The sequence below is a fragment of the Streptomyces sp. NPDC026538 genome (assembly GCF_055567535.1).
The window spans coordinates 464,319-482,653 of the sequence record NZ_JBVHQG010000002.1 but is presented as its reverse complement, the minus strand read 5'-3'; the positions used below and the strand labels follow the sequence as shown (position 1 = coordinate 482,653).

The following is an 18,335-nucleotide window of genomic DNA, read 5'->3' as shown; positions in this document are numbered from 1 at the left end:
GTCCCCGACCGGAGATCCCCCTTGTCCCTGCACGCCGCCGAGTTCTTCGCCGAACTGTGCCTCCCCTTCCACGACCACGCCGTCGTGGGCGCCACTTACTTCGCCGCCCCGGTCCCGGGCGCACCGCTGCGGCTGCGGATCGACTTCACCGCCACCATCCACGCGGACACCTACGGCGGACTTCGTGTGGCGGTCATCCACCCGGACCGCGGTGAAATCGACGTGGTCGCCCTCAGCTTCCTCGATCACGGCACCTTCCACCGCCGCGACGAAGCCCACAACACCCGGCCGAACACCAAGCAGTACGGCACGTTCAGCACCAACCGCCGCCCCGGTCGGCCACCCTGGGAGGGAGCCGTCACCACCGGGCTGCGCGACGCCATCGAGCAGTACACCACCGTCTGGTTCCCCGGCGCCTGGGCCGCGACCACGCCAAGCCCCGCGGCGAGCCGCGCAGCGCACCGGGCGCCCGCCCCGCCAGCCACCCGCAGCCAAGCCCGCACCCGCTGAATCCCCGTGCGGTGACCGACCTTCCACCAACCGATCAAGGAGCCCCCTTCCTCGTGCACGCTCGTTTCGTCCGTGGCGCCGTCCGATCCGCCGCAGTCGTCGCCGCAGTGACCGGCACCCTCACCTGGGCGCCGGCCGCGAACGCCCAACCCTCCGAACCGACCCCCTCCGCGTCGGCCACCGTTGCCGACACACCGGCCCCGGACGCGGGCAGCGTCGAGATCACCACCAGGGACACGGCCGGCGATGGGCTCCCCGGCGCCGCGTTCCTGCTGCTCAACTCAGCTGGCCAGGAGGCCGGACACGGGACAACCGACGCGCAGGGCAAGCTGACCTTCCCCGACCTCGCCCCGGGCATCTACCGACTCAAGGAGATCGCCTCCAACAGCCCGCTCCACGAGGTTGTCGCCGACCAGGACGTCATCATCACGCCTGGCGCCACCACGCGACTGACGATCACCGACCCATTCAAGGCCGCCAAGGTTCTCCTGCAGGCCAAGGACGACAAGACCGGCAAGCTCCTGCCCGGCGCAACGGTGAACATCGGCACCGGCACATCGACGCTGCTCACCCTGACGACCGGGGACAAGGGCACGGCCTCAGGGGAGCTGCCGGTGTCGAGCCGGAACATGGAGTTCTGGGTCAAGCAGGTCAAGGCACCCGCCGGATACGACCGCTACAAGCCGTCCAAGACATTCACCGCGGGCCCCGGCGCTCCGGTGACGGTGACCGTTACCAACACCAAAACCGCCACCAGCCCGAAGCCCCACCCCTCGGACAAGCCGACGTCCAAGCCCACCGGCACCCCGACTCCTGCGGACACGCCGGGCGACGGGACCGGCGGGGTCAAGCCCTCAGCGCCGGACACCGGCACAGCGGATGCTGACTCCTCGTCCACCGCAGCCACGGCCCCGGACGGCGACTCCTCGCCGCCGACCCCGGCAGGCTCCCTCGCCCACACCGGTGCCGACGCCACGCCTTGGATCGCCGCAGGCGCGGGGATCCTCGTCATCGCGGGCGTCGTCACCCTGGTCGCCGTCCGCCGTCGTACGACGACCGAGTCCGAGCCCGACGACAACAGCAAGACCAACTAGCCGAACATCAACCACCGCCGCAGGCCCCCGTGAAGCGAATCCGGGGGCCTGCTGGCGTCTATCGACGCCGAACCGCACCGTTCAGAGCATCATCGAGGACCTGGAACAAGTCGGCTACCTCACACGGGAGCGAGACGGGCGGCGCACGCGATACTTCCTTCGCCCGGATGGGAGGCGGTGCCATCCGGAGGAGGCCCCATCTGCGCCTCGCGACGCTGCTGGAGGCGTGTGTCCGCCAGGACCAACAGGGTGCAGCCGGCGGTTCCGTAGACTGCCGTTCCGCCACGCAGTCGTGATCCACCCTGGACACTGAGGGGCGGGCGCGTGAGCACCTGAGCACCACGCACGCTGACGCTCAGTCGGCGCTCACGGACGCACAATCGGTAGGGAACTTCCCGCCACACCAGCGGCCCGTGATGCCCTTGACGCTGCGGACCGCCCTTGGGGATGCCGATGAGGACCAGCGGCCGGTGATCAGTTCCCGCCTCCGACTGTCGGCCGCGCCCCAAGATCAGCGAATCGTCTCCGTGCGTACGGTGCTCCAGCTGGCCGACGGCAGCTGACCTACCGCTCTGTCATCCAGGTTGGGTGAGCGGCTCCCAGGAACGCACCGCCACCGTTCGGGGTCGGTTGATGTGGAGATCTAGGCGCGTACCGGGGGCAGGTCGTAGCGACTGACAGCCAGGTACGTCTCTGGGGTCGCCGCTTCGAGAAGACTCGCGTCGCCTTCCAGGTCGAGTGCCGGCTCCTGGGGGCGGCGCAGCAGTTCGCTCCAGTCGCTCGTCGCACCCCGCTCGTAGGCGTCGCGGAGCAAGAGGCGCAGCCGGGGGCGGGCTTCCTCCTGCTGTTCGCGGAAGATCCGCCGTTGGGTGAGCCGCTGTTCTTCCTGGGCTTCGTCGCTGAGTTCTTGGTCGAAGCTCGGCTCGTCCTCGGCGCGAAGTCCTGGAGTGCGCCGGGCGATGGCTAGGTCTTCCTCGTGGAGGCGCTCGCAGGCGGCGAATAGCTTCCGGGACATGCCGAGATGCACTTCGGTTCCGGGGATGCGGCAGGTGAGGAAGTCGTCGAGCCCCATGGAGCGGATACCGGCGCGCAAGGTCTGCTGCTCGGCTTGGAGCGCTGCTCCGCGGGCGTCGGCCCGCATGGCCAGGGTGAGCCCGTCGTGCTCCAGGGGCGTGGTGAGCCCGGTGCGTCGGCGGCGGGAAGTGCGGTCGGCGGCCACCGGCACGGTGCGCAGTTGCGAGGCGGGAGCGGAGCGCAAGGCGAGGTAGGTGAGCATCTGGGCGCGGGCCGCGCCGATGAGCGCGTCGTCGCTGTCGCTGAGGTGGTCTTCCAGGTTGCCCGGGCCCACCGCCTCTTCGTCGATGCCGGACCCGTCAGGGCTGATGGGCGGCTGGCCGGGGTGCAGGTCGTGGTCGATGGTGAGAAAGAGATCGTCACCGGGCCGTACGGATGCTCCGACCAGGACGGTGCGGTGCGCGTACGCGCCGAGGATCTTGCTGCCGGCCGCCAGCTGCGCCCACCCCTTGCGAAGCGTGCCCAGGCCGACGTCGCCCCCCTTGGCCTCGATCAGCCAGTACATCTCCTCTGCCTCGTGGCGCCCCCACAGGTCGGGCAGCTTCTTCTTTGGATCCTTGAACGTGTCGTACAGAGCCGGGATGGGGCCGCCGAGTTCAAGATGCTGAGTCTGACCGAGGCCCAGCAGCGAGCGGCAGGCCCACTCGGTCATCGTCATGCCCAGCCGGTAGCCGGCGGCGTTCTTCGCGCTGCGCTCGGTGCCGTGCGCGTACACCGGGTTCCAGGTCAGGCGTCGTCCCTTGGACCCAGGCACAGGGTGACGGGGCTCGACGGAGTGCGCCCCGAGGTAGGCGTACAGCGGGGAAACCCGAGCGACCAGTTCGCCGTGTGCGTAGCGTGGTTGGTTCTGCAGGTGCGGGGTGACGTCCCGGCCGACCTCGGTGGCGGCTTTGATGATCTCCCGCCACGTGGTGGTCGGGGCGTACCAGCCGTCGGCCGCCGGGAAGCCGTTCGACCCGGCCCACGGCTGATGCTCGGCCGTCCGCCACTGTCTGCGCGGCTTGTTCGCGGGCCCGTTACGGAACAGGACCGGCACGTCGAAGCTGTCGGCATACGTGAGCGGCGGCTCGTCGGGAACGTCTGCGGGGATCATGTCGATCACTCTGGCACGGGCCTCGAGGTCTCCCGGCGCCGGGTATCAAGGAGCATCACGGACAGGGGCCGAGGTAGGTTCCAGCGCCCTCCGGCCGCAATTGCGCTGCTGGCCCGCTGGTTCTGGATTCACTTTGCGCCACGGCCATGCTGGTGAGTCTTACAATCCTGGACAACCTCTGGTGTGCTGGGCGCTGATGATCATCGGCTAGCGTCGATCCGCACCCCGCATGATGTCGATCAGGTCGCCAAGGCTCGGAAGGCGTCCTCGGTAGACCATGGTGAGAACCAGCGTGATGAGCAGTGCCGCTACAGGGCTTACGGCGGTGTCGGGTAGCCCTATCTGTGCCACGCCAACCAGCGCGACTGTGATCAGCACTCCGCCGAACAGCAGCCGTAGCCACCCCCAATCCCGCGGGACCTGTACGTTCTCGAGCTGCTCGTCGTCCAGCAACTGTGAGACTCGGCCTTGTGCGTACCGTTCGGCGATCACCAAGAGCATCGTCGCCAACTCGGGCAGCGCACCCGAGGGGTCTTTGTACTGGCGACTCTCGGCACTCCTCAGAGCGGCTATGACCTTTTCGGCGTGCTGTTTGAGCACCTTCCGGTCGTGGCGGCGCACCCCGTTGAACGGGCCGACCCGATAGCACGTGCGCCATGCCTGCTTGATCACGTTCTCCGCTCGCCTCACGGAGACTGGCTTGCGCTCCAGCACTCCCGTCGGCGCTTGGGACTGTCGCTGCAACTCGTGATACGCACGGCCGCACTGGATCGCGCACACGGCCAGTGCCACGACCGGCCAGTTCAGTGCGGCAGCTTCGGCGGCCTCGCGCCTATGCGTCTGCCTCGGCGAACCGGTGAGCTGAGCCTCGCCTCCTGAACGCGCCAGGTGCGCGGGCCAGCACACCAAGAGGGCTAGACCGAACATCAAGCAGAAAAAGAGAAACCGAAGCGGCAAGAACCGGCCCGGATGCTGCCCCAGAGCAACGGCCTTTCCCGGCAGGCTCTTTATCGCATCCCACTCCCCACGCGCTGCGGCAACCCAGGTCTTCATGTCGTGCGGTATGGGGCCAAGGTCTACGAGCAGGAACACCACGAGCACGACGGCGAGCTGCCAGAGCATGGTCGTGGGCATGGCTCGCGCCCAGCGCCGGACGGATACAGCCACAAGGCCACGAGTCTCCGGTCCGCGGGTCACGACGCCTTCCAGGGCCTCCCGCATCGCGGTGGAGATCCTGCGTTCGGTGTCGGCCGAGAAGGTATCTACCCGGGCTCGTACCACCGGGCGCGCCCAGCGCATCCATGCACGCCGCGCACCGTAGACGGCTGCGATCAGAGCGAGTAAGGCGACCAACAGGCGTGGGTTTTCGATCAGTACGAGGATCATCCTCGAAGTGTGTCGCAAGGCACTGACAACGAGGCATGGTCGACTGGCACGGGAAACAAGTGGTCTCCCATCTGTGGCACATGGGCCACAGAGCAGCCAGCGGTCGTGAGATGCGGTGACGCCATCTGAATGCCATCCGATTTTGATCGCCCTGTGGCGCTGGTGGCGCAGCGGCTTCGTCACATGCCGACTTCGGGGAACTCTCCCCGCGTCCGGGGTGGTATCGATACCCTCACGCAGCGTGTCTTCCGCCCAGCTCTGAGCGAACGCAAAACAAGTCAGCTGCTGGCCGGAGAGGAAGAACTTTGTGATCTGAATGATGACCTGCACGGCAAAGGAGCGATGACGGTGACCGCACCACGGTGGGCGTCGGTCGCGGCGGAACTGAAGCGATACCGTTCCGCTCCCACGGCGGCGCAGTTGGAGCTTGCTGCCGGTCTGGATGTGGACCTAGCAGGAGACACTCCAGCTGCTGTGGCGGCGGGCTTCCTGCGCATGCATCTGCGGGGGCCGCTCGAACTGGGCAGAGCCCGCGAGTGCACCTATGGGCAGTCCTCGTATCTGCATGATCTAGCGAAGTCGACCGGTGCTGTCGTGCCGGATGCAGGCATCGATCGGGAGCTCGCCCACGGATGGATCAGTGCCCTACACGCTCAGCGTGTGGCGGAAAGCCTTGAGATCTGGAAGCCCGAGCCCGGCCAGGTGGTTGTCTGCCGCAGTGGGCCCGGGGACCGCTTCGACGTGATCTCCTCGATCGCTGCCTCGGGAAGGCTCTACTTCCGTGGCGGTGGTGGCCAGTGGGCGTGGCCACAGCACGTGCAGCGCATCATTCGGCCAGGCGAGCAGGAGTACGTGGATGCCCTTGCCAAGGCGCAGCAACAGTCCGCGCTTCGGCGGAAGAACGCGCATGTGCTGGGCACTGGACAGCTGGAGCGGCTGCACAAGTGGAGGGTAGAAGACCCGCCCAACCTGGGTGATCTGCGCGCTCTGGAAGATGCTCTCGCTCAGGCTCCGGACGAACGACCGATGCAGCTCGTCCTGGAACAGCACCCGCAGATCCTCGGGCACCTGGTCACCGGCAACCACCACACCTTCGTCAGGCACCAAGTGCGGTTCGCTGACAAGTTCGTGGCCGACTTCATAGTCGGCGGGGTCACGTCCATGGGCGTGATCTGGCGGCTCGTCGAGTTGGAAAGCCCCACCGCCCGGCTAGTCCTCAACGACGGGCAACCCTCAAAAGAGCTCCGCAAGGCCACGCAGCAGATCCGGGACTGGCGCCGGTGGATCACAGAACACTTCCACACAGCTGGCTCTCCCGAGGACCGCGGCGGCACAGGGCTTGAAGGTATCCGGGTGAATCCCCCCGGACTCATCATCATTGGACGCGACAACCCTGGCGCGCCGACCGAGGCGATGCGCAACGAGTTCTTGGAAGAGAATCGCATTGAGATCCGCACCTATGACTGGCTCGTCCGAGCGGCTGCGTCCCGTCCGCCGATGGGCATCGGAGCCCTGGACATCGAACTCGATGAATCTTGGGACGAGGAAGACTGACACGCCGGACACGGGCCTGATGGGGTTTGCCAACTCGCGGTCTTGAGGATCAGCTGACGCACTACGTCGCCCGCCGGAATACTCCGGTGCTGAGCTCCCCATGCCTCGCGGGCGGTTGAGGGTGTCGCCGCGGCGACGTCTGGGGTCGCGCAGTTCCCCCCAGGCGAAGCCGAAGCCCCGCGTCGCCAACCCAGACGCCTTGACAGCGAAATCGGAAATCGCCTCCCTGCTAGACGGTTTGGAACGACCCCGGGATCGCCCCCGCTTCCCTGTGGCGTCCCGACTGTCGGCGACGGCTGAAAAGTGGACCAGGGGCGGCGCTTGAAAGTTGACCCCCTCCGGGGGTCTGGCTCGTTGAGTCAGGCCGGGAGGAGTGGTGATCAGCGTGGAGGACTGGGCGGAGATCCGCCGGCTTCATCGGGCCGAGCAGATGCCGGTTCGGGCGATCGCGAGGAAGCTGGGGATCGCGAGGAACACTGTCCGCAGGGCGATCGCGGACGACGCGCCGCCGAAGTACCAGCGAGCCCCGAAGGGCTCGATCGTGGACGCGGTCGAGCCGCAGATCCGTGAACTGCTCGAGCAATGGCCTGAGATGCCGGCGACGGTGATCGCGGAACGGATCGGCTGGGACCGGGGCCTGACCGTCCTCAAGGACCGCATCCGGGACCTGCGGCCGGCCTATCGACCTGCGGATCCGGCTTCGCGGACGGTCTATGAGCCGGGCGAGATCGGCCAATGCGACCTGTGGTTCCCGCCCGCCGACATCCCGCTCGGCTTCGGCCAGGTCGGGCGGCCACCGGTGCTGGTCATGGTCGCGGGCTACTCGCGGTGGATCACCGCGCGGATGCTGCCGTCCAGGTCTGCGGCGGACCTGATCGCCGGGCACTGGCGGCTACTGACCGAGCTGGGCGCCGTCCCGCGGGTGCTGGTCTGGGACAACGAGGGAGCCGTCGGCTCCTGGCGGTCCGGCGGACCCCAACTCACCGACGACTTCGCCGCGTTCGCCGGACTGCTCGGCATCAAGTTCCTGCTCTGCAAGCCGCGGGACCCCGAGTCCAAGGGCCTGGTCGAACGGGCCAACGGCTATCTGGAGACGTCATTCCTTCCCGGCCGGGTGTTCACCTCACCGGCCGACTTCAACATCCAGCTCGCCGACTGGCTGACCAAGGCCAACCGGCGCATCCACCGCACCTTGCAGGCCCGCCCGGCAGACCGGCTGGAAGCGGACCGCTCCCGGATGCTGGCCCTGCCACCGATCGCCCCGCCGGGCTGGTGGAAGGCCTCCCTACGACTGCCCCGGGACCACTACGTCCGCCTGGACACCTGCGACTACTCGGTGCATCCGCTGGCCGTCGGCCGCCGCATCGAGGTCGCCGCCGACCTGGACCAGGTCCTGGTGACCTGCGACGGCGTCGAGGTCGCCCGCCATGCCCGCAGCTGGGCCCGCCACCAGACCATCACCGACCCCGACCACGCGGCCGCTGCCGCGGCCGCCCGCAACAAGGCCGCCGGCACGAAACCGGCACCGGTGGACGTGACCGAGGTCGAGGAGCGGTCGCTGGAGACCTACGACCGGATCTTCGGCGTCATCGACGGCGGGCTGAGCACGGGAGAAGGGGCGGCGTGATGAGCACGAAGAACGGCACGAACCAGGCCAGGACCAGCCGCGACGTCGGCTCCGAACTCGTCTATCTGACCAAGGCGTTGAAGGCCCCGGCCCTGCGGGACGCTGCTGCCAGGCTCGCCGAGCGGGCCCGCGACGAGGGCTGGAGCCACGAGGAGTATCTGGCCGCATGCCTGCAGAGGGAAGTCGCCGCCCGCGATTCCCATGGCGCCGAGGGACGCGTCCGGGCGGCCCGTTTTCCCTCCCGCAAGTCGCTGGAGGACTTCGACTTCGACCACCAGCGGTCCGTGAAACGCGAGGTCATCGCCCATCTGGGAACGCTGGACTTCGTCGCCGGGAAGGAGAACGTGATCTTCCTGGGACCACCCGGCACCGGCAAGACGCACCTCGCCACCGGGCTCGGCATCCGGGCCTGCCAGGCCGGCCACCGGGTCGCCTTCGGCACCGCCGCCCAATGGGTCACCCGCCTCGCCGAGGCCCATCAAGTGGGCAAGCTCAGCGATGAGTTGACCCGGCTGGGACGGATCCCGCTGATCGTGGTCGACGAAGTGGGCTACATCCCCTTCGAGCCCGAAGCCGCGAACCTGTTCTTCCAGTTCATCTCGGGCCGCTACGAACGCGCTTCGGTGATCGTGACCAGCAACAAGCCCTTCGGACGCTGGGGCGAGGTCTTCGGCGACGACACCGTCGCCGCCGCGATGATCGACCGACTCGTCCATCATGCCGAAGTGATCTCGCTGAAGGGCGACAGCTACCGCATGCGCGGCCGCGACCTCGGTCGGGTTCCAGCGGCCAACACCGGGGAATGATCAACGTCAACTGACTCAGGGGGTCATTTTTCACCCGCCGGGAACGGCTCACATTTCAAGCGACGCCGACACCGACGAGACCGACATCGCGTGGGACATGGGCGAAAGACGAGGTCTCACGGTCTGGGAACACCTCATCGCCACCGGACTGGCCCGGAAAACCTAAACCTGATCCCGGATGGCGATCGCCGGACGGTTGCGCCTCTGGCCGCCAGATCGCCGGGGTGGCGAAGCACCTCGGCATCGACGCCGTCAATTGAGCGGATTGACGTCCTGCCCGACCGCTCCGCCCCGACTCTGGCCGCGTGGCTGCGCGAGTTTCCCGGGGCCGAGTACGTCTGCCACGACGGTGGGATTGACGTTGCGACGGGCTGGCCCTTCGCGCCTGGCGAAGCCAAGGACTCCTCGCCGTCCTGTGCCGGGTGGCGAGAGGGCAGACGCCTTGACAAGGAAGCCAGTCGCCCCAGATCAGAGCGACGACGTCGACTAACTTCAGTGTCGAAGGACAGCAGTTCGCCGGGGGCAGACAGGAAAGATCGCGGAAGGACTGGCCAACGTGCGCGAGAGCATGTCAACGTAGACGACCTTGCAAGAAACCCCAGGTCAGAGAGGTGATTACCCGTGACCGTGGCTCCCGCCGGCCCTGGATTCTCCACCACCGTCGAAGCCCTGCGGCTGCGCGAGTGGCAGCTGGGTCCTGGCCAGCCCACGCTCGTCATGGACCAGTTCTCCGCGGAGGACTTCAACCTCATCGTGGACGACCGTGCGGACGTACACGTCAGCTCCAAGGACGGCCGGTTCTACCTCGGCTGGTTCCCGCTCGGTCGTCCCGGCACCGACGGCGAGGGATGGAAGATCGCCGTCACCGGCACGGCCAACGTACGGGGCTACCAGCTGTCGTTCGACACCGAGACGCCGGCCGACATCGTCGCTGCCGCCGTGGCGCGCGTGCTGGAAACCTCACGTCTCGTATGACAGTGCCCCACGCGTAGTCCTCGCTGGGAGGGTGGCCGGCTGACTGCCAGGCCGCCGGCTGATTCCACCGCTCACCGTTTTCCTCACCCAAGGAGGCCGTTCATGACGTCCACGGAGATGACCGTCGGCGATCTCATCGACCTGCTGTCTGGTTGCGACCGCAGTGCTCCCGTCCGCCAGGCCATGAACCCGTTCTTTCCGATGGCACACCGCTTGGCGCAAGTCGTGCAGTCCGTGGACGAGACCGGCCAAACCGTCGTCTACCTCGCCGAAGGCCGAGACGAGGGCTCACAGCTCGGCCATCTGCCGCCCGAGGTCGCCGTCGCTCTGACCTGGCAGGGCGACACGCAGGCACCGCCGCGCCGCCCCCGCCGCCGTGCCGGCGGCAACTAGACCCGCACCGAGCCCTTTGGAGGCGCCCCTGTACCCCGAATTCCCGCCCAACCCGTCCACTCCACGCGGCGGCCAGCTCGCGTTCTGGGTCGGCCCCCGGCACCTGGCCGGTGACGATGGGCGCCTCTACGACACCGTCGCCGACACGCTCGCCGGCCTGGGCTGGACGAGCCTGACGATCGTCCGTGGACGGCACGAGCCGGACGAAGCACCCGAGGACCGCCAAGTCCTGCGCAGCACCGTCCTGCACATCAGCCCCGACGCGCGCTGCTGGGCGCAGTGGAGCCTGGGAGACGAGCCGTTCCACCTGGGCGACTTGCCGATCGCCTGGCAGATCTCCGCCCGTGCGGACACGAACAACCCGCTCGCCCAGTGGTCGGCCTACTTCACCCCCGACGTCCCCGGCGAGGCCGTGACCGACTTCCTCGTCGCGCTCGACGCCCGCGACCAGCCCGCCCTGCCGCTCGCCGGCCCCGAGCTGGTCCTCGACACCGTCGCCGCACACGGCTGGCTCCGCGACATCGACCAGCCCCAGGCGGCAGCGACGGACCCGACGTTCACCTCGCACATCAGCCTTGGCGAGGTGCCGCCGCTCATCCAGGACGCCGACCCGCGCACCCTGGTCGCCGAGGCCGACGCTGCGGGACCGGCCGGATGGCAGGCATGGGCCGAGCCCGCGCTGGGCACGCAGTGCCTGTGGGCGGCGTCCTTCGCAGCCAGCGTCCCGCACGACCTGGTCGCCGCGTTCGCCGCCTCGCTCAGCTCGACCGCACCGGTCCTGCGCCGGGTGCTGCCGGCGAGCACGCGGGACCGGCTCCTGCGCGCTCCGGCTGGCTGAACGCCGGTGTCCGTCCTTCATTCGACGCATGAAGCCCGGCCTCCCCGATTTCGGGAAGGGCGGGCTTCATGCTGCTGTCTTTGCCGGTGCGCTGAGGGGTTCGGACCGTGACGGCAGTATGTGACGACAGCGGCGACAGAACCCGTAATCCCCACCAGCAGTGCCATCTTGCCTGCCCAGACGATGCGTTCCACGATCTCGCCCCGATTGTCAGACCGGAGTGCCATCGTTCGTCCATGTTCACCCTTACGACGACCACCTCATGGTCAACCCGCACATCTGGGGCCAGCCGGCCAGCGCCAACCCGCTACTCCAGCTCCGCAACATAGACGGCGGGGAGTGGTTCCAGCGGTACGGCGACAGCTTCGAGGCCGTGTGGGCATCCGCGCGCCCCTGGGCGCCCGACAGACAGGAGTAGCACTGCCGTGGGCAGGACCGAGTACTACCACGACCCCAAGGCCCCCAAGGCCAACACCCTTATCCCCGCCAGCAACCTGCTCGTGGTCAACGACGAAGGCGCCATCCTTCTCCAGCGACGCCGCGACACCGGTCAGTGGGCCCTGCCCGGAGGAGCCCAGGACATCGGCGAGAGCCCGGCGCAGTGCGCCGTCCGCGAGTGCGAGGAGGAGACCGGCATCGTCGCGGCGGTCACCGGCTTCCTCGGCGTCTACTCCAACCCGGACCACATCATCGAGTACACCGACGGCGAGATCCGGCAGCAGTACGAGGCCGTGTACATCGGCCGCCCCGTAGGGGGCAAGCCCACCGTCAATGAGGAGGCCGACGGCGTGCGCTGGGTTCACCCGGACGACCTGGACAAGCTCGACATCACCCGAGCATGCACGAGCAGATCGGCCACTACCTGACCGGGGCTTACCCCTACCTCGGCTGACCGCTCGGACTTACAGCTCCACGCCGGCCTCGACCGCTGCCGCCCGCACCCGATCCACACTCGCGTGGATGTGCGGGGCGGCCCGGCGGATGAAACGCCCGACCACGCTGTCCTCGCCGTAGCGGCCCAAGAGCTCCTGCAGCCGCTCATGGGGCGTCGTCCGTCGGCCGTCCGGCGTCGTGGTCATGTCGCAGTAGACCAGCGCGTCCACGAGGAGCGGATCATCCAGGAGGGGGAACTCGTCGGCCAGCTCAGTCCGGAGGCCACGCTCCGCGGCTTCGAGCAGCGCATACGAGTGGTTCGCGACCAGGCGGACAACCCGTCCCTCCGCCCCGTGCACGTCACGGAGGTACCGTGCTCCGTCCAGCGGATGGAATCCGGTAGAGGCGAGCGGGGGCGCGTAGCCGATGTCATGCAGCACCGCAGCGGCTTCCAGCACCTCGGCGCTGTTACCGGCCAGCGGCGCCAGCGTCTGGGCGTAAGCGGCAACGCCCTGCGAGTGTGCCCACCTGCGCGGGAGGCTGCTACTCAGCAGCTCACCAGCCAGTTCGTAAGCCCAGTCAACCTTGGTCGTGCCACCTGGGGAGGATATGGCAGCGACGGCGAGGACGTCTTGGACATCCTGGCCGTGCGCAAAGGGGAAGCCTGGACGCTGCGGGAGCCGCCGAAGCGTTTCTCGATTGCGGACCCGATCGCGGCGTACGTATCCTTCCGGGCAACGCGTTGACGGAGACGAGTAGCCAGGGATCACGCGAGCCGAGAGAGCTGCTGGCAGCTGGGAAGGCAGCCTCGCGCCCCAGGTGAATCCCCTCCCGAGTGCGGGGAGGAACGGCCTCGGGGAAGGTCCAATGCCCCGCCGGTTGACCCCCGTGACCGGGTCGTGAATGAGGCCACCATCTGCTGGTGGCGAAGGCGCGGTGGCACCGCGAGTTGCCCCTTCTCGCCCGCGCTCCCAAGGGATCACGTCATGATGACTGATCGAACGGAGCACGGCAGGATGATCGATGTCACCCTGATCCGCCAGAACCCAGTCCGTGTCCAGCAGGCGCTAGCCAAGCGGGCGGTCCACGTCGACCTCGACGAGTTTCTTCGACTGGACGACGACTACCGACAGGTGCGGGCTGAGATGGAACGCCTCCGTGGGGAGCGCAAGAGGATCTCGGGCGAGATCGCGAAACGGCAGCGGGTTGGCGAGGGCGTGGAAAGTCTGCACGGTGAAGCATCGGCCGTGGGCGAGCAGCTGACCGCCGTCGGGGCGCGGCTCATCGAACTGGAGCAGGCGCGTCAGGTCTTCCTTGATCCGCTGCCGAACCTACCCGACGCGGACGTGCTGGCCGGGGGCAAGGAGAACAACGAGGTCATTCGTGAAGCCGGCCAGCGTCCGGAGTTCGGTTTCACGCCCAGGGACCATGTGGAGCTCGCTCGAACTCTGGGCTTGGTCGACTATGAGCGGGGCACGAAGCTCGGCGGCAGCGGCTTCTGGATCTACCGGGGCGACGGCGCGCTCCTGGAGTGGGCGCTGCTGAACCACTTCCTGGAGGCACATGTGCGGGACGGCTATGAGTTCGTGTTGCCACCGCACATCCTGACCTTCGCGGCCGGGTACACCGCGGGCCAGTTCCCCAAGTTTGCGGACGAGGTCTTCGCCTTGGAGCAGGGCGAGCACGGTCCGGAGCGGTTCCTGCTACCGACCGCGGAGACAGCGTTGGTCAATCTGCACCGGGACGAGACGCTGCCCGAGACGGAACTGCCTCGGAAGTACGTCGCGTACACGCCGTGCTACCGCAAGGAGGCCGGCGGCTACCGCACGGCTGAACGGGGGACCCTGCGCGGTCACCAGTTCAACAAGGTCGAGCTGTTCCAGTTCACCCACCCGGACGCCTCGGACGCCGCACACCAGGAGCTTCTCGGCAGAGCGGAGGACTTGGTAAAGGGACTGGGCCTGCACTATCGGATCACGCGACTCGCGGCCGGGGACACCAGCGCAGCGATGGCCAAGACGTACGACGTCGAGGTGTGGCTGCCGAGCATCGAGGCGTACGTCGAGGTCAGCTCGGTGTCGAATGCCCGCGATTACCAGGCGAGGCGTGGCAACATCCGCTACCGGCCGCAACAGGGGAAGTCGATGTTCGTCCACACGCTGAACGGCTCAGGTCTGGCCACGAGCAGGCTTGTGCCCGCGCTGCTGGAGCAGCACCAGCGGGCCGACGGCACGGTGGAGGTACCCGAGGTGCTGCGCAAGTGGATCCCGAGCGGCGTCCTGACAGCACCGCCCTCGGCCTGAGCTGAGCGGGCTGTCTGCCGAACACTGAACGGGTGGCCCCCAGGTCAGAGTGCCCAACCGCGCCGGTTGGCCAGCCATCGCAGTGTGACCTCTCCACACCACGTCTGGTGCTGGCGAAGATGCGGTGACCAGTCTGCTGCGGGCTGTCCGCCGGAGGTGAGGAAGAAACCGGACAGCGCGGCGAGCGCCGCATCGAGTTGCTCGTCGGCGACTCCGCGGGCGGTGGGGTGCTGCGCGAACAGGGTGGTGGCGTCGTGGCCGTCGGCGTAGGCGGTGGCCAGGAGCAGGACGAGGTCGAACCAGCTCGCACCCAGGCACGGCCATTTCCAGTCGCAGATCCACGCGGCGCCGTGAGCGTCGATCAGCACGTTGTCCTGTCGTAGGTCGTGGTGGAGGACGGCATTGCCCGCGACGGCCTCCCGCCATCCGCTTTCCAGGCTGGCCAGCACGTCCAGTAGGTCGAGTGGTACCCAAGAAGGGAGGGCGTTCGTGGGCGTGGCGCCTCGGGCGAGGTTGCGCCAGTCGGCGAAGTCACCGCCGTCACCCACCGGCTTGAGGCCCACATGCTGGAGTGCTGTGGGTGGGGTGGAGAGCGCCTCTGCGGTGATCGTGTACGCGTCGAGAGTGGCCGTTAGCTCATCAGGCTTCCACGGTGTGGTGGGCATGCGGCCACCGAGGACAGCGTCGATGCCGAGAACGACCCATCCGTCGTGCTCCTCAATCCACTGCAGGCGTGGCGCCGGAATCTCTGCCGGGAGCGCCTGGTTGATCAACGCTTCCCTGCGGTAGGAGTCGGCGACCACGCTGTTGTCCAGGCCGTTGACCGCCTTGACGAACAGAGGTCCGAAGGCCCCGCGGAGTACAGCGGCGAAGCCGCTGGTAAATCCGCTCCCTGCGCTGCGCCCGGCCTGTACCGCGTCTCCGAGGCGTCGGGTGATGAGATGGCGAACGTCTTGTGGGAGGTCCTTCCAGTCTGGGCGTACCGCTGTGGCGTTGTACTGAAGGCGCGAGGTGATGATGTCGGGCATTCCGTCAGGATGGGGGAGCTGTGTTTCCCGGCGCCACGAAATTGTCACGCGGATCCGTGTCCGTCCATTCGCTGACTGAGCCTCGTAGGCTGCGCCCCGGGTAGCGTCCTCATCAGTGCGACTACACCTCCTCCTTCCTGGCGCCGTTGATCGTCGGGTGGCCGCACCTGCTTCCGAACCTGCCCACTGGCACGATCACGATCTACGCAGAAATCTCGCTGTCGTCTCGAGGCCCTGGCTCGCTATCCTCCGTCACAACGCGATGACGGAGACGAGTAGCCCGGGATCACGCGAGCCGAGAGAGCTGCTGGCAGCTGGGAAGGCAGCCTCGCGCCCCGGGGTGAAGACCCTCCTGAGCGCGGGGAGGAACAGCCATGTGGTCCAATGCCCCGCCGGCTGGCCCCGTTACCGGCCACGAATGAGGCCGCCACTGTCGAGTGGTGGTGAAGGCGTGGTGGAACCGCGAGTCCCCTTCTCGCCCGCGCCCCCAAGGGATCACCATGACGCCCTGGAGGGCTGCGATGATCCATACGACCGATCGTGTACTGGTATCTGACCTGCACGAACACTTGGGTCGAACCGTTTCCGTGTCGGGCTGGGCGCACACTCTGCGCCTGCTGAGTAAGGTCCAGTTCGTCGTCGTACGCGACCACACGGGCATGGTGCAGGTCACCCACCGGCGCGGCGGCGCAGGCGACGACATCGAGGCCGCCCTGCAGCAGCTCACGCCGGAGTCCGCGGTGCGGATCACCGGCCGCGTCGTCGAGAACCCGATCGTGAAGCTCCACAGCCTGGAGATCATCCCGGAGCGGGTCGATGTCCTGAACCGGGCCGCGACACCGCTGCCCATCGACGAGCACACCAGCCTGGAGCACCGCCTGGACTGGCGGTTCCTGGACGTACGCCGCCGTCCCGCCGCTCAGCTGATGTTCGCCGTGCAGACCACCCTTGAGCAGGGGATGCGCGAGTACGCCTATGCCCAGGGCGCCACGGAAATGCACACCCCCAAGCTCATGGGCACCGCCTCGGAGTCTGGCGCGGAGGTCTTCGAACTTGGCTACTTCGATCGCAGCGCCTATCTCGCCCAGTCGCCGCAGTTCTACAAGCAGATGGCGATCTCGGCCGGAATCGATAAGGTCTTCGAGATCGGCCCCGTCTTCCGTGCAGAGCCGTCGTTCACCTCCCGACATGCCACCGAGTTCACCGGCGTCGACGTCGAGCTGGCCTGGATTGACGGCGTCGAGGACGTTATGGCGTTCGAGGAGCAGATGCTCGCCCACGCCATCACCAAGGTCGCCGGTGCACACGGCGATGCGGTCCGGGAGCAGTTCGGCGTGGAGATCACCGTCCCCACGACGCCCTTCCCCCGCATCACCATGGCCAAGGCGCACGACATCCTGCGCAAGGGCGGCTGGGACTCGGAAGGAACCAAGGAGGACCTGGACCCGGAGGGCGAGCGGAGCATCAGCGCCCACATCCAGCAGGCCACCGGCCACGAATTCGTGTTCATCACCCACTACCCCGTGGGCATCCGGCCCTTCTACCACATGCGGCCGGCCGACGACCCGAGCGTGACCCTGAGCTTCGACCTGCTCTGGAAGGGGCTGGAGATCACCACCGGCGCCCAGCGCGAGCACCGCTACGACGTGCTGCTGAAGCAAGCCGCCGAGAAGGGCATGAGTCCGGAGCCGATGCAGGACTACCTGAACGCGTTCCGGTACGGGTGCCCACCGCACGGCGGGCTGGGCATGGGCCTTGGACGCGTGCTCATGGTCTTGCTCGGACTGGAGTCGATCCGCGAGGCCACCTTCCTCTTCCGCGGACCGAACCGGCTCACCCCATAGCTGGCCTCTGTGTATGGCTGGCCTACGTCGGATTTCCCTTCCGGGGCCTCGTTCACTGAGAGCATGGACAGGTGAGTATTGAGGGAGTGGGGCGCTGGGTGCCGGCTCGTCCCGAAGATCTAGCTGTCATGTTCGCTGCGGCCGACTTCCCGTGGTGGATCGCTGGCGGGTACGCGATCGAACTCGCCGTCGGCCGTGAGCTACGCCCGCACGGCGATCTCGATGTCCTCGTCCTCCGACGGGACCAAGCTCGCGTGCGCGATCTCTTGACCGACTGGGACCTGTACGTGGCGGACCCACCTGGCATGGGGCGGCTGCGCCCGTGGCGTTCTGGGGAGACTCTTCAGCCGCCCCTCCACGACATCTGGTGCCGACGCACGCCTGAGGCACCCTGGTCCGTGCAGCTCATGCTGGACGAGGCGGAGGGCACCCATTGGGTCTCTCGGCGTACCCCACGGATCCGGCTTCCGATCGAGCGGTTGGGACGAAGAAGCGGGACTGGTATCCCCTACCTGGCGCCCGAGGTGCAGCTCTACTACAAGGCGAAGGCGACACGGGAGAAGGATGAGACAGACTTCGAAGCGGTACTGCCGCTGCTCGGCGAACCTCAACGCATGTGGTTGGCGAACGCCATCGCAGTAACCGTGCCGGACCACCCATGGCGGCAGCGTCTTACGCCACCGGACGCACACAAATGAGACGTCAGCCGCCGAGCGCGGCCCGCGGGTGACACGAAGGTGGCACGAGAGTTGTACAACCTGAAGCCCTGGCACTCCATGAGTGAACACTTGGTCGACGAGGCAATGGCGACGCCACGCTAACCAACCGCAGGCAGATCAGGCCGATTTCAGTGTCCACGACCAGTTCCTTAGCTCGTCGGGAGGGCGGTCTGATTACCCGAAGCTGCCTCGTCCTCCGTCCGCAGCACGCACCGAGG

The 18,335-nt window shown here is 67.6% G+C and carries 16 protein-coding genes and 1 pseudogene; 13 read left to right on the top strand and 4 right to left on the bottom strand.

The genetic code is table 11. The annotated features are described in order from the left end of the window. The first annotated feature begins 21 nt into the window (after positions 1-21). Positions 22-510 carry a hypothetical protein gene (locus tag ACZ4N4_RS09105; protein ID WP_006143140.1) on the top strand — a complete coding sequence of 163 codons (489 nt, stop codon included), beginning with the start codon at positions 22-24 and terminating at the stop codon, positions 508-510. Between the two features lie 53 nt (positions 511-563). Next, the gene (locus ACZ4N4_RS09100) at positions 564-1,604 is read left to right on the top strand and encodes an MSCRAMM family protein (RefSeq protein ID WP_467586126.1); all 1,041 of its coding nucleotides are present in this window, start codon (positions 564-566) and stop codon (positions 1,602-1,604) included. Between the two features lie 643 nt (positions 1,605-2,247). Here ACZ4N4_RS09100 and ACZ4N4_RS09095 read toward each other — a convergent pair. Both ACZ4N4_RS09095 and ACZ4N4_RS09090 read right to left on the bottom strand, forming a co-directional pair. After that, on the bottom strand, positions 2,248-3,771 hold the full coding sequence (locus ACZ4N4_RS09095) for a gamma-glutamyltransferase (protein ID WP_365604919.1): 1,524 nt from the start codon (positions 3,769-3,771) through the stop codon (positions 2,248-2,250). Between the two features lie 207 nt (positions 3,772-3,978). Further along, entirely contained in the window at positions 3,979-5,157 is a 1,179-nt protein-coding gene (locus tag ACZ4N4_RS09090) for a hypothetical protein (protein ID WP_360964971.1), read from the bottom strand. Between the two features lie 153 nt (positions 5,158-5,310). Between ACZ4N4_RS09090 and ACZ4N4_RS09085 the strand changes: the two genes are divergently transcribed. The 8 genes and pseudogenes from ACZ4N4_RS09085 to ACZ4N4_RS09050 all read left to right on the top strand — a co-directional run bounded on the left by ACZ4N4_RS09085 (position 5,311) and on the right by ACZ4N4_RS09050 (position 12,242). Then, entirely contained in the window at positions 5,311-6,711 is a 1,401-nt protein-coding gene (locus ACZ4N4_RS09085; protein ID WP_467586122.1) for a Shedu anti-phage system protein SduA domain-containing protein, read from the top strand. Between the two features lie 376 nt (positions 6,712-7,087). Continuing rightward, entirely contained in the window at positions 7,088-8,338 is a 1,251-nt protein-coding gene (istA, locus tag ACZ4N4_RS09080) for an IS21 family transposase (RefSeq protein WP_467586120.1), read from the top strand. After that, positions 8,338-9,144, top strand: coding sequence for an IS21-like element helper ATPase IstB (gene istB / locus ACZ4N4_RS09075; RefSeq protein WP_467586118.1), 807 nt, complete (start codon positions 8,338-8,340; stop codon positions 9,142-9,144). Before istA ends, istB begins: the two co-directional genes overlap by 1 nt. Before the next feature lie 621 nt (positions 9,145-9,765). Further along, on the top strand, positions 9,766-10,119 hold the full coding sequence (locus ACZ4N4_RS09070; RefSeq protein ID WP_467586115.1) for an SPDY domain-containing protein: 354 nt from the start codon (positions 9,766-9,768) through the stop codon (positions 10,117-10,119). A gap of 102 nt (positions 10,120-10,221) precedes the next feature. Then, positions 10,222-10,512 (top strand): hypothetical protein, encoded by a 291-nt coding sequence (locus ACZ4N4_RS09065; protein ID WP_061915897.1) that lies wholly within the window; start codon positions 10,222-10,224, stop codon positions 10,510-10,512. A gap of 16 nt (positions 10,513-10,528) precedes the next feature. Next, positions 10,529-11,350, top strand: a complete 822-nt coding sequence (locus tag ACZ4N4_RS09060) for an SPDY domain-containing protein (protein ID WP_467586111.1) — start codon at positions 10,529-10,531, stop codon at positions 11,348-11,350. 262 nt (positions 11,351-11,612) lie between these two features. After that, positions 11,613-11,768 carry a hypothetical protein gene (locus ACZ4N4_RS09055; protein ID WP_199880944.1) on the top strand — a complete coding sequence of 52 codons (156 nt, stop codon included), beginning with the start codon at positions 11,613-11,615 and terminating at the stop codon, positions 11,766-11,768. Between the two features lie 7 nt (positions 11,769-11,775). Beyond that, positions 11,776-12,242 (top strand): annotated as a pseudogene (locus ACZ4N4_RS09050) (NUDIX hydrolase). Between the two features lie 10 nt (positions 12,243-12,252). On the opposite strand, the gene ACZ4N4_RS09045 reads toward ACZ4N4_RS09050, so the two are convergent. Continuing rightward, complete coding sequence (locus ACZ4N4_RS09045) at positions 12,253-12,789, bottom strand: HD domain-containing protein (protein ID WP_467587657.1); 537 nt, start codon at positions 12,787-12,789, stop codon at positions 12,253-12,255. Between the two features lie 423 nt (positions 12,790-13,212). Between ACZ4N4_RS09045 and serS the strand changes: the two genes are divergently transcribed. Next, on the top strand, positions 13,213-14,526 hold the full coding sequence (gene serS / locus ACZ4N4_RS09040) for a serine--tRNA ligase (protein WP_467586108.1): 1,314 nt from the start codon (positions 13,213-13,215) through the stop codon (positions 14,524-14,526). A 44-nt stretch (positions 14,527-14,570) separates the two neighbouring features. On the opposite strand, the gene ACZ4N4_RS09035 is transcribed toward serS, so the two are convergent. Continuing rightward, the gene (locus ACZ4N4_RS09035) at positions 14,571-15,554 is read right to left on the bottom strand and encodes a hypothetical protein (protein ID WP_467586105.1); all 984 of its coding nucleotides are present in this window, start codon (positions 15,552-15,554) and stop codon (positions 14,571-14,573) included. Positions 15,555-16,075: 521 nt separating this feature from the next. Between ACZ4N4_RS09035 and aspS the strand changes: the two genes are divergently transcribed. After that, entirely contained in the window at positions 16,076-17,398 is a 1,323-nt protein-coding gene (gene aspS / locus ACZ4N4_RS09030; RefSeq protein ID WP_467586102.1) for an aspartate--tRNA(Asn) ligase, read from the top strand. A 128-nt stretch (positions 17,399-17,526) separates the two neighbouring features. Next, the gene (locus tag ACZ4N4_RS09025; RefSeq protein ID WP_467587654.1) at positions 17,527-18,096 is read left to right on the top strand and encodes a nucleotidyltransferase domain-containing protein; all 570 of its coding nucleotides are present in this window, start codon (positions 17,527-17,529) and stop codon (positions 18,094-18,096) included. The last annotated feature ends 239 nt before the right edge of the window (positions 18,097-18,335 follow it).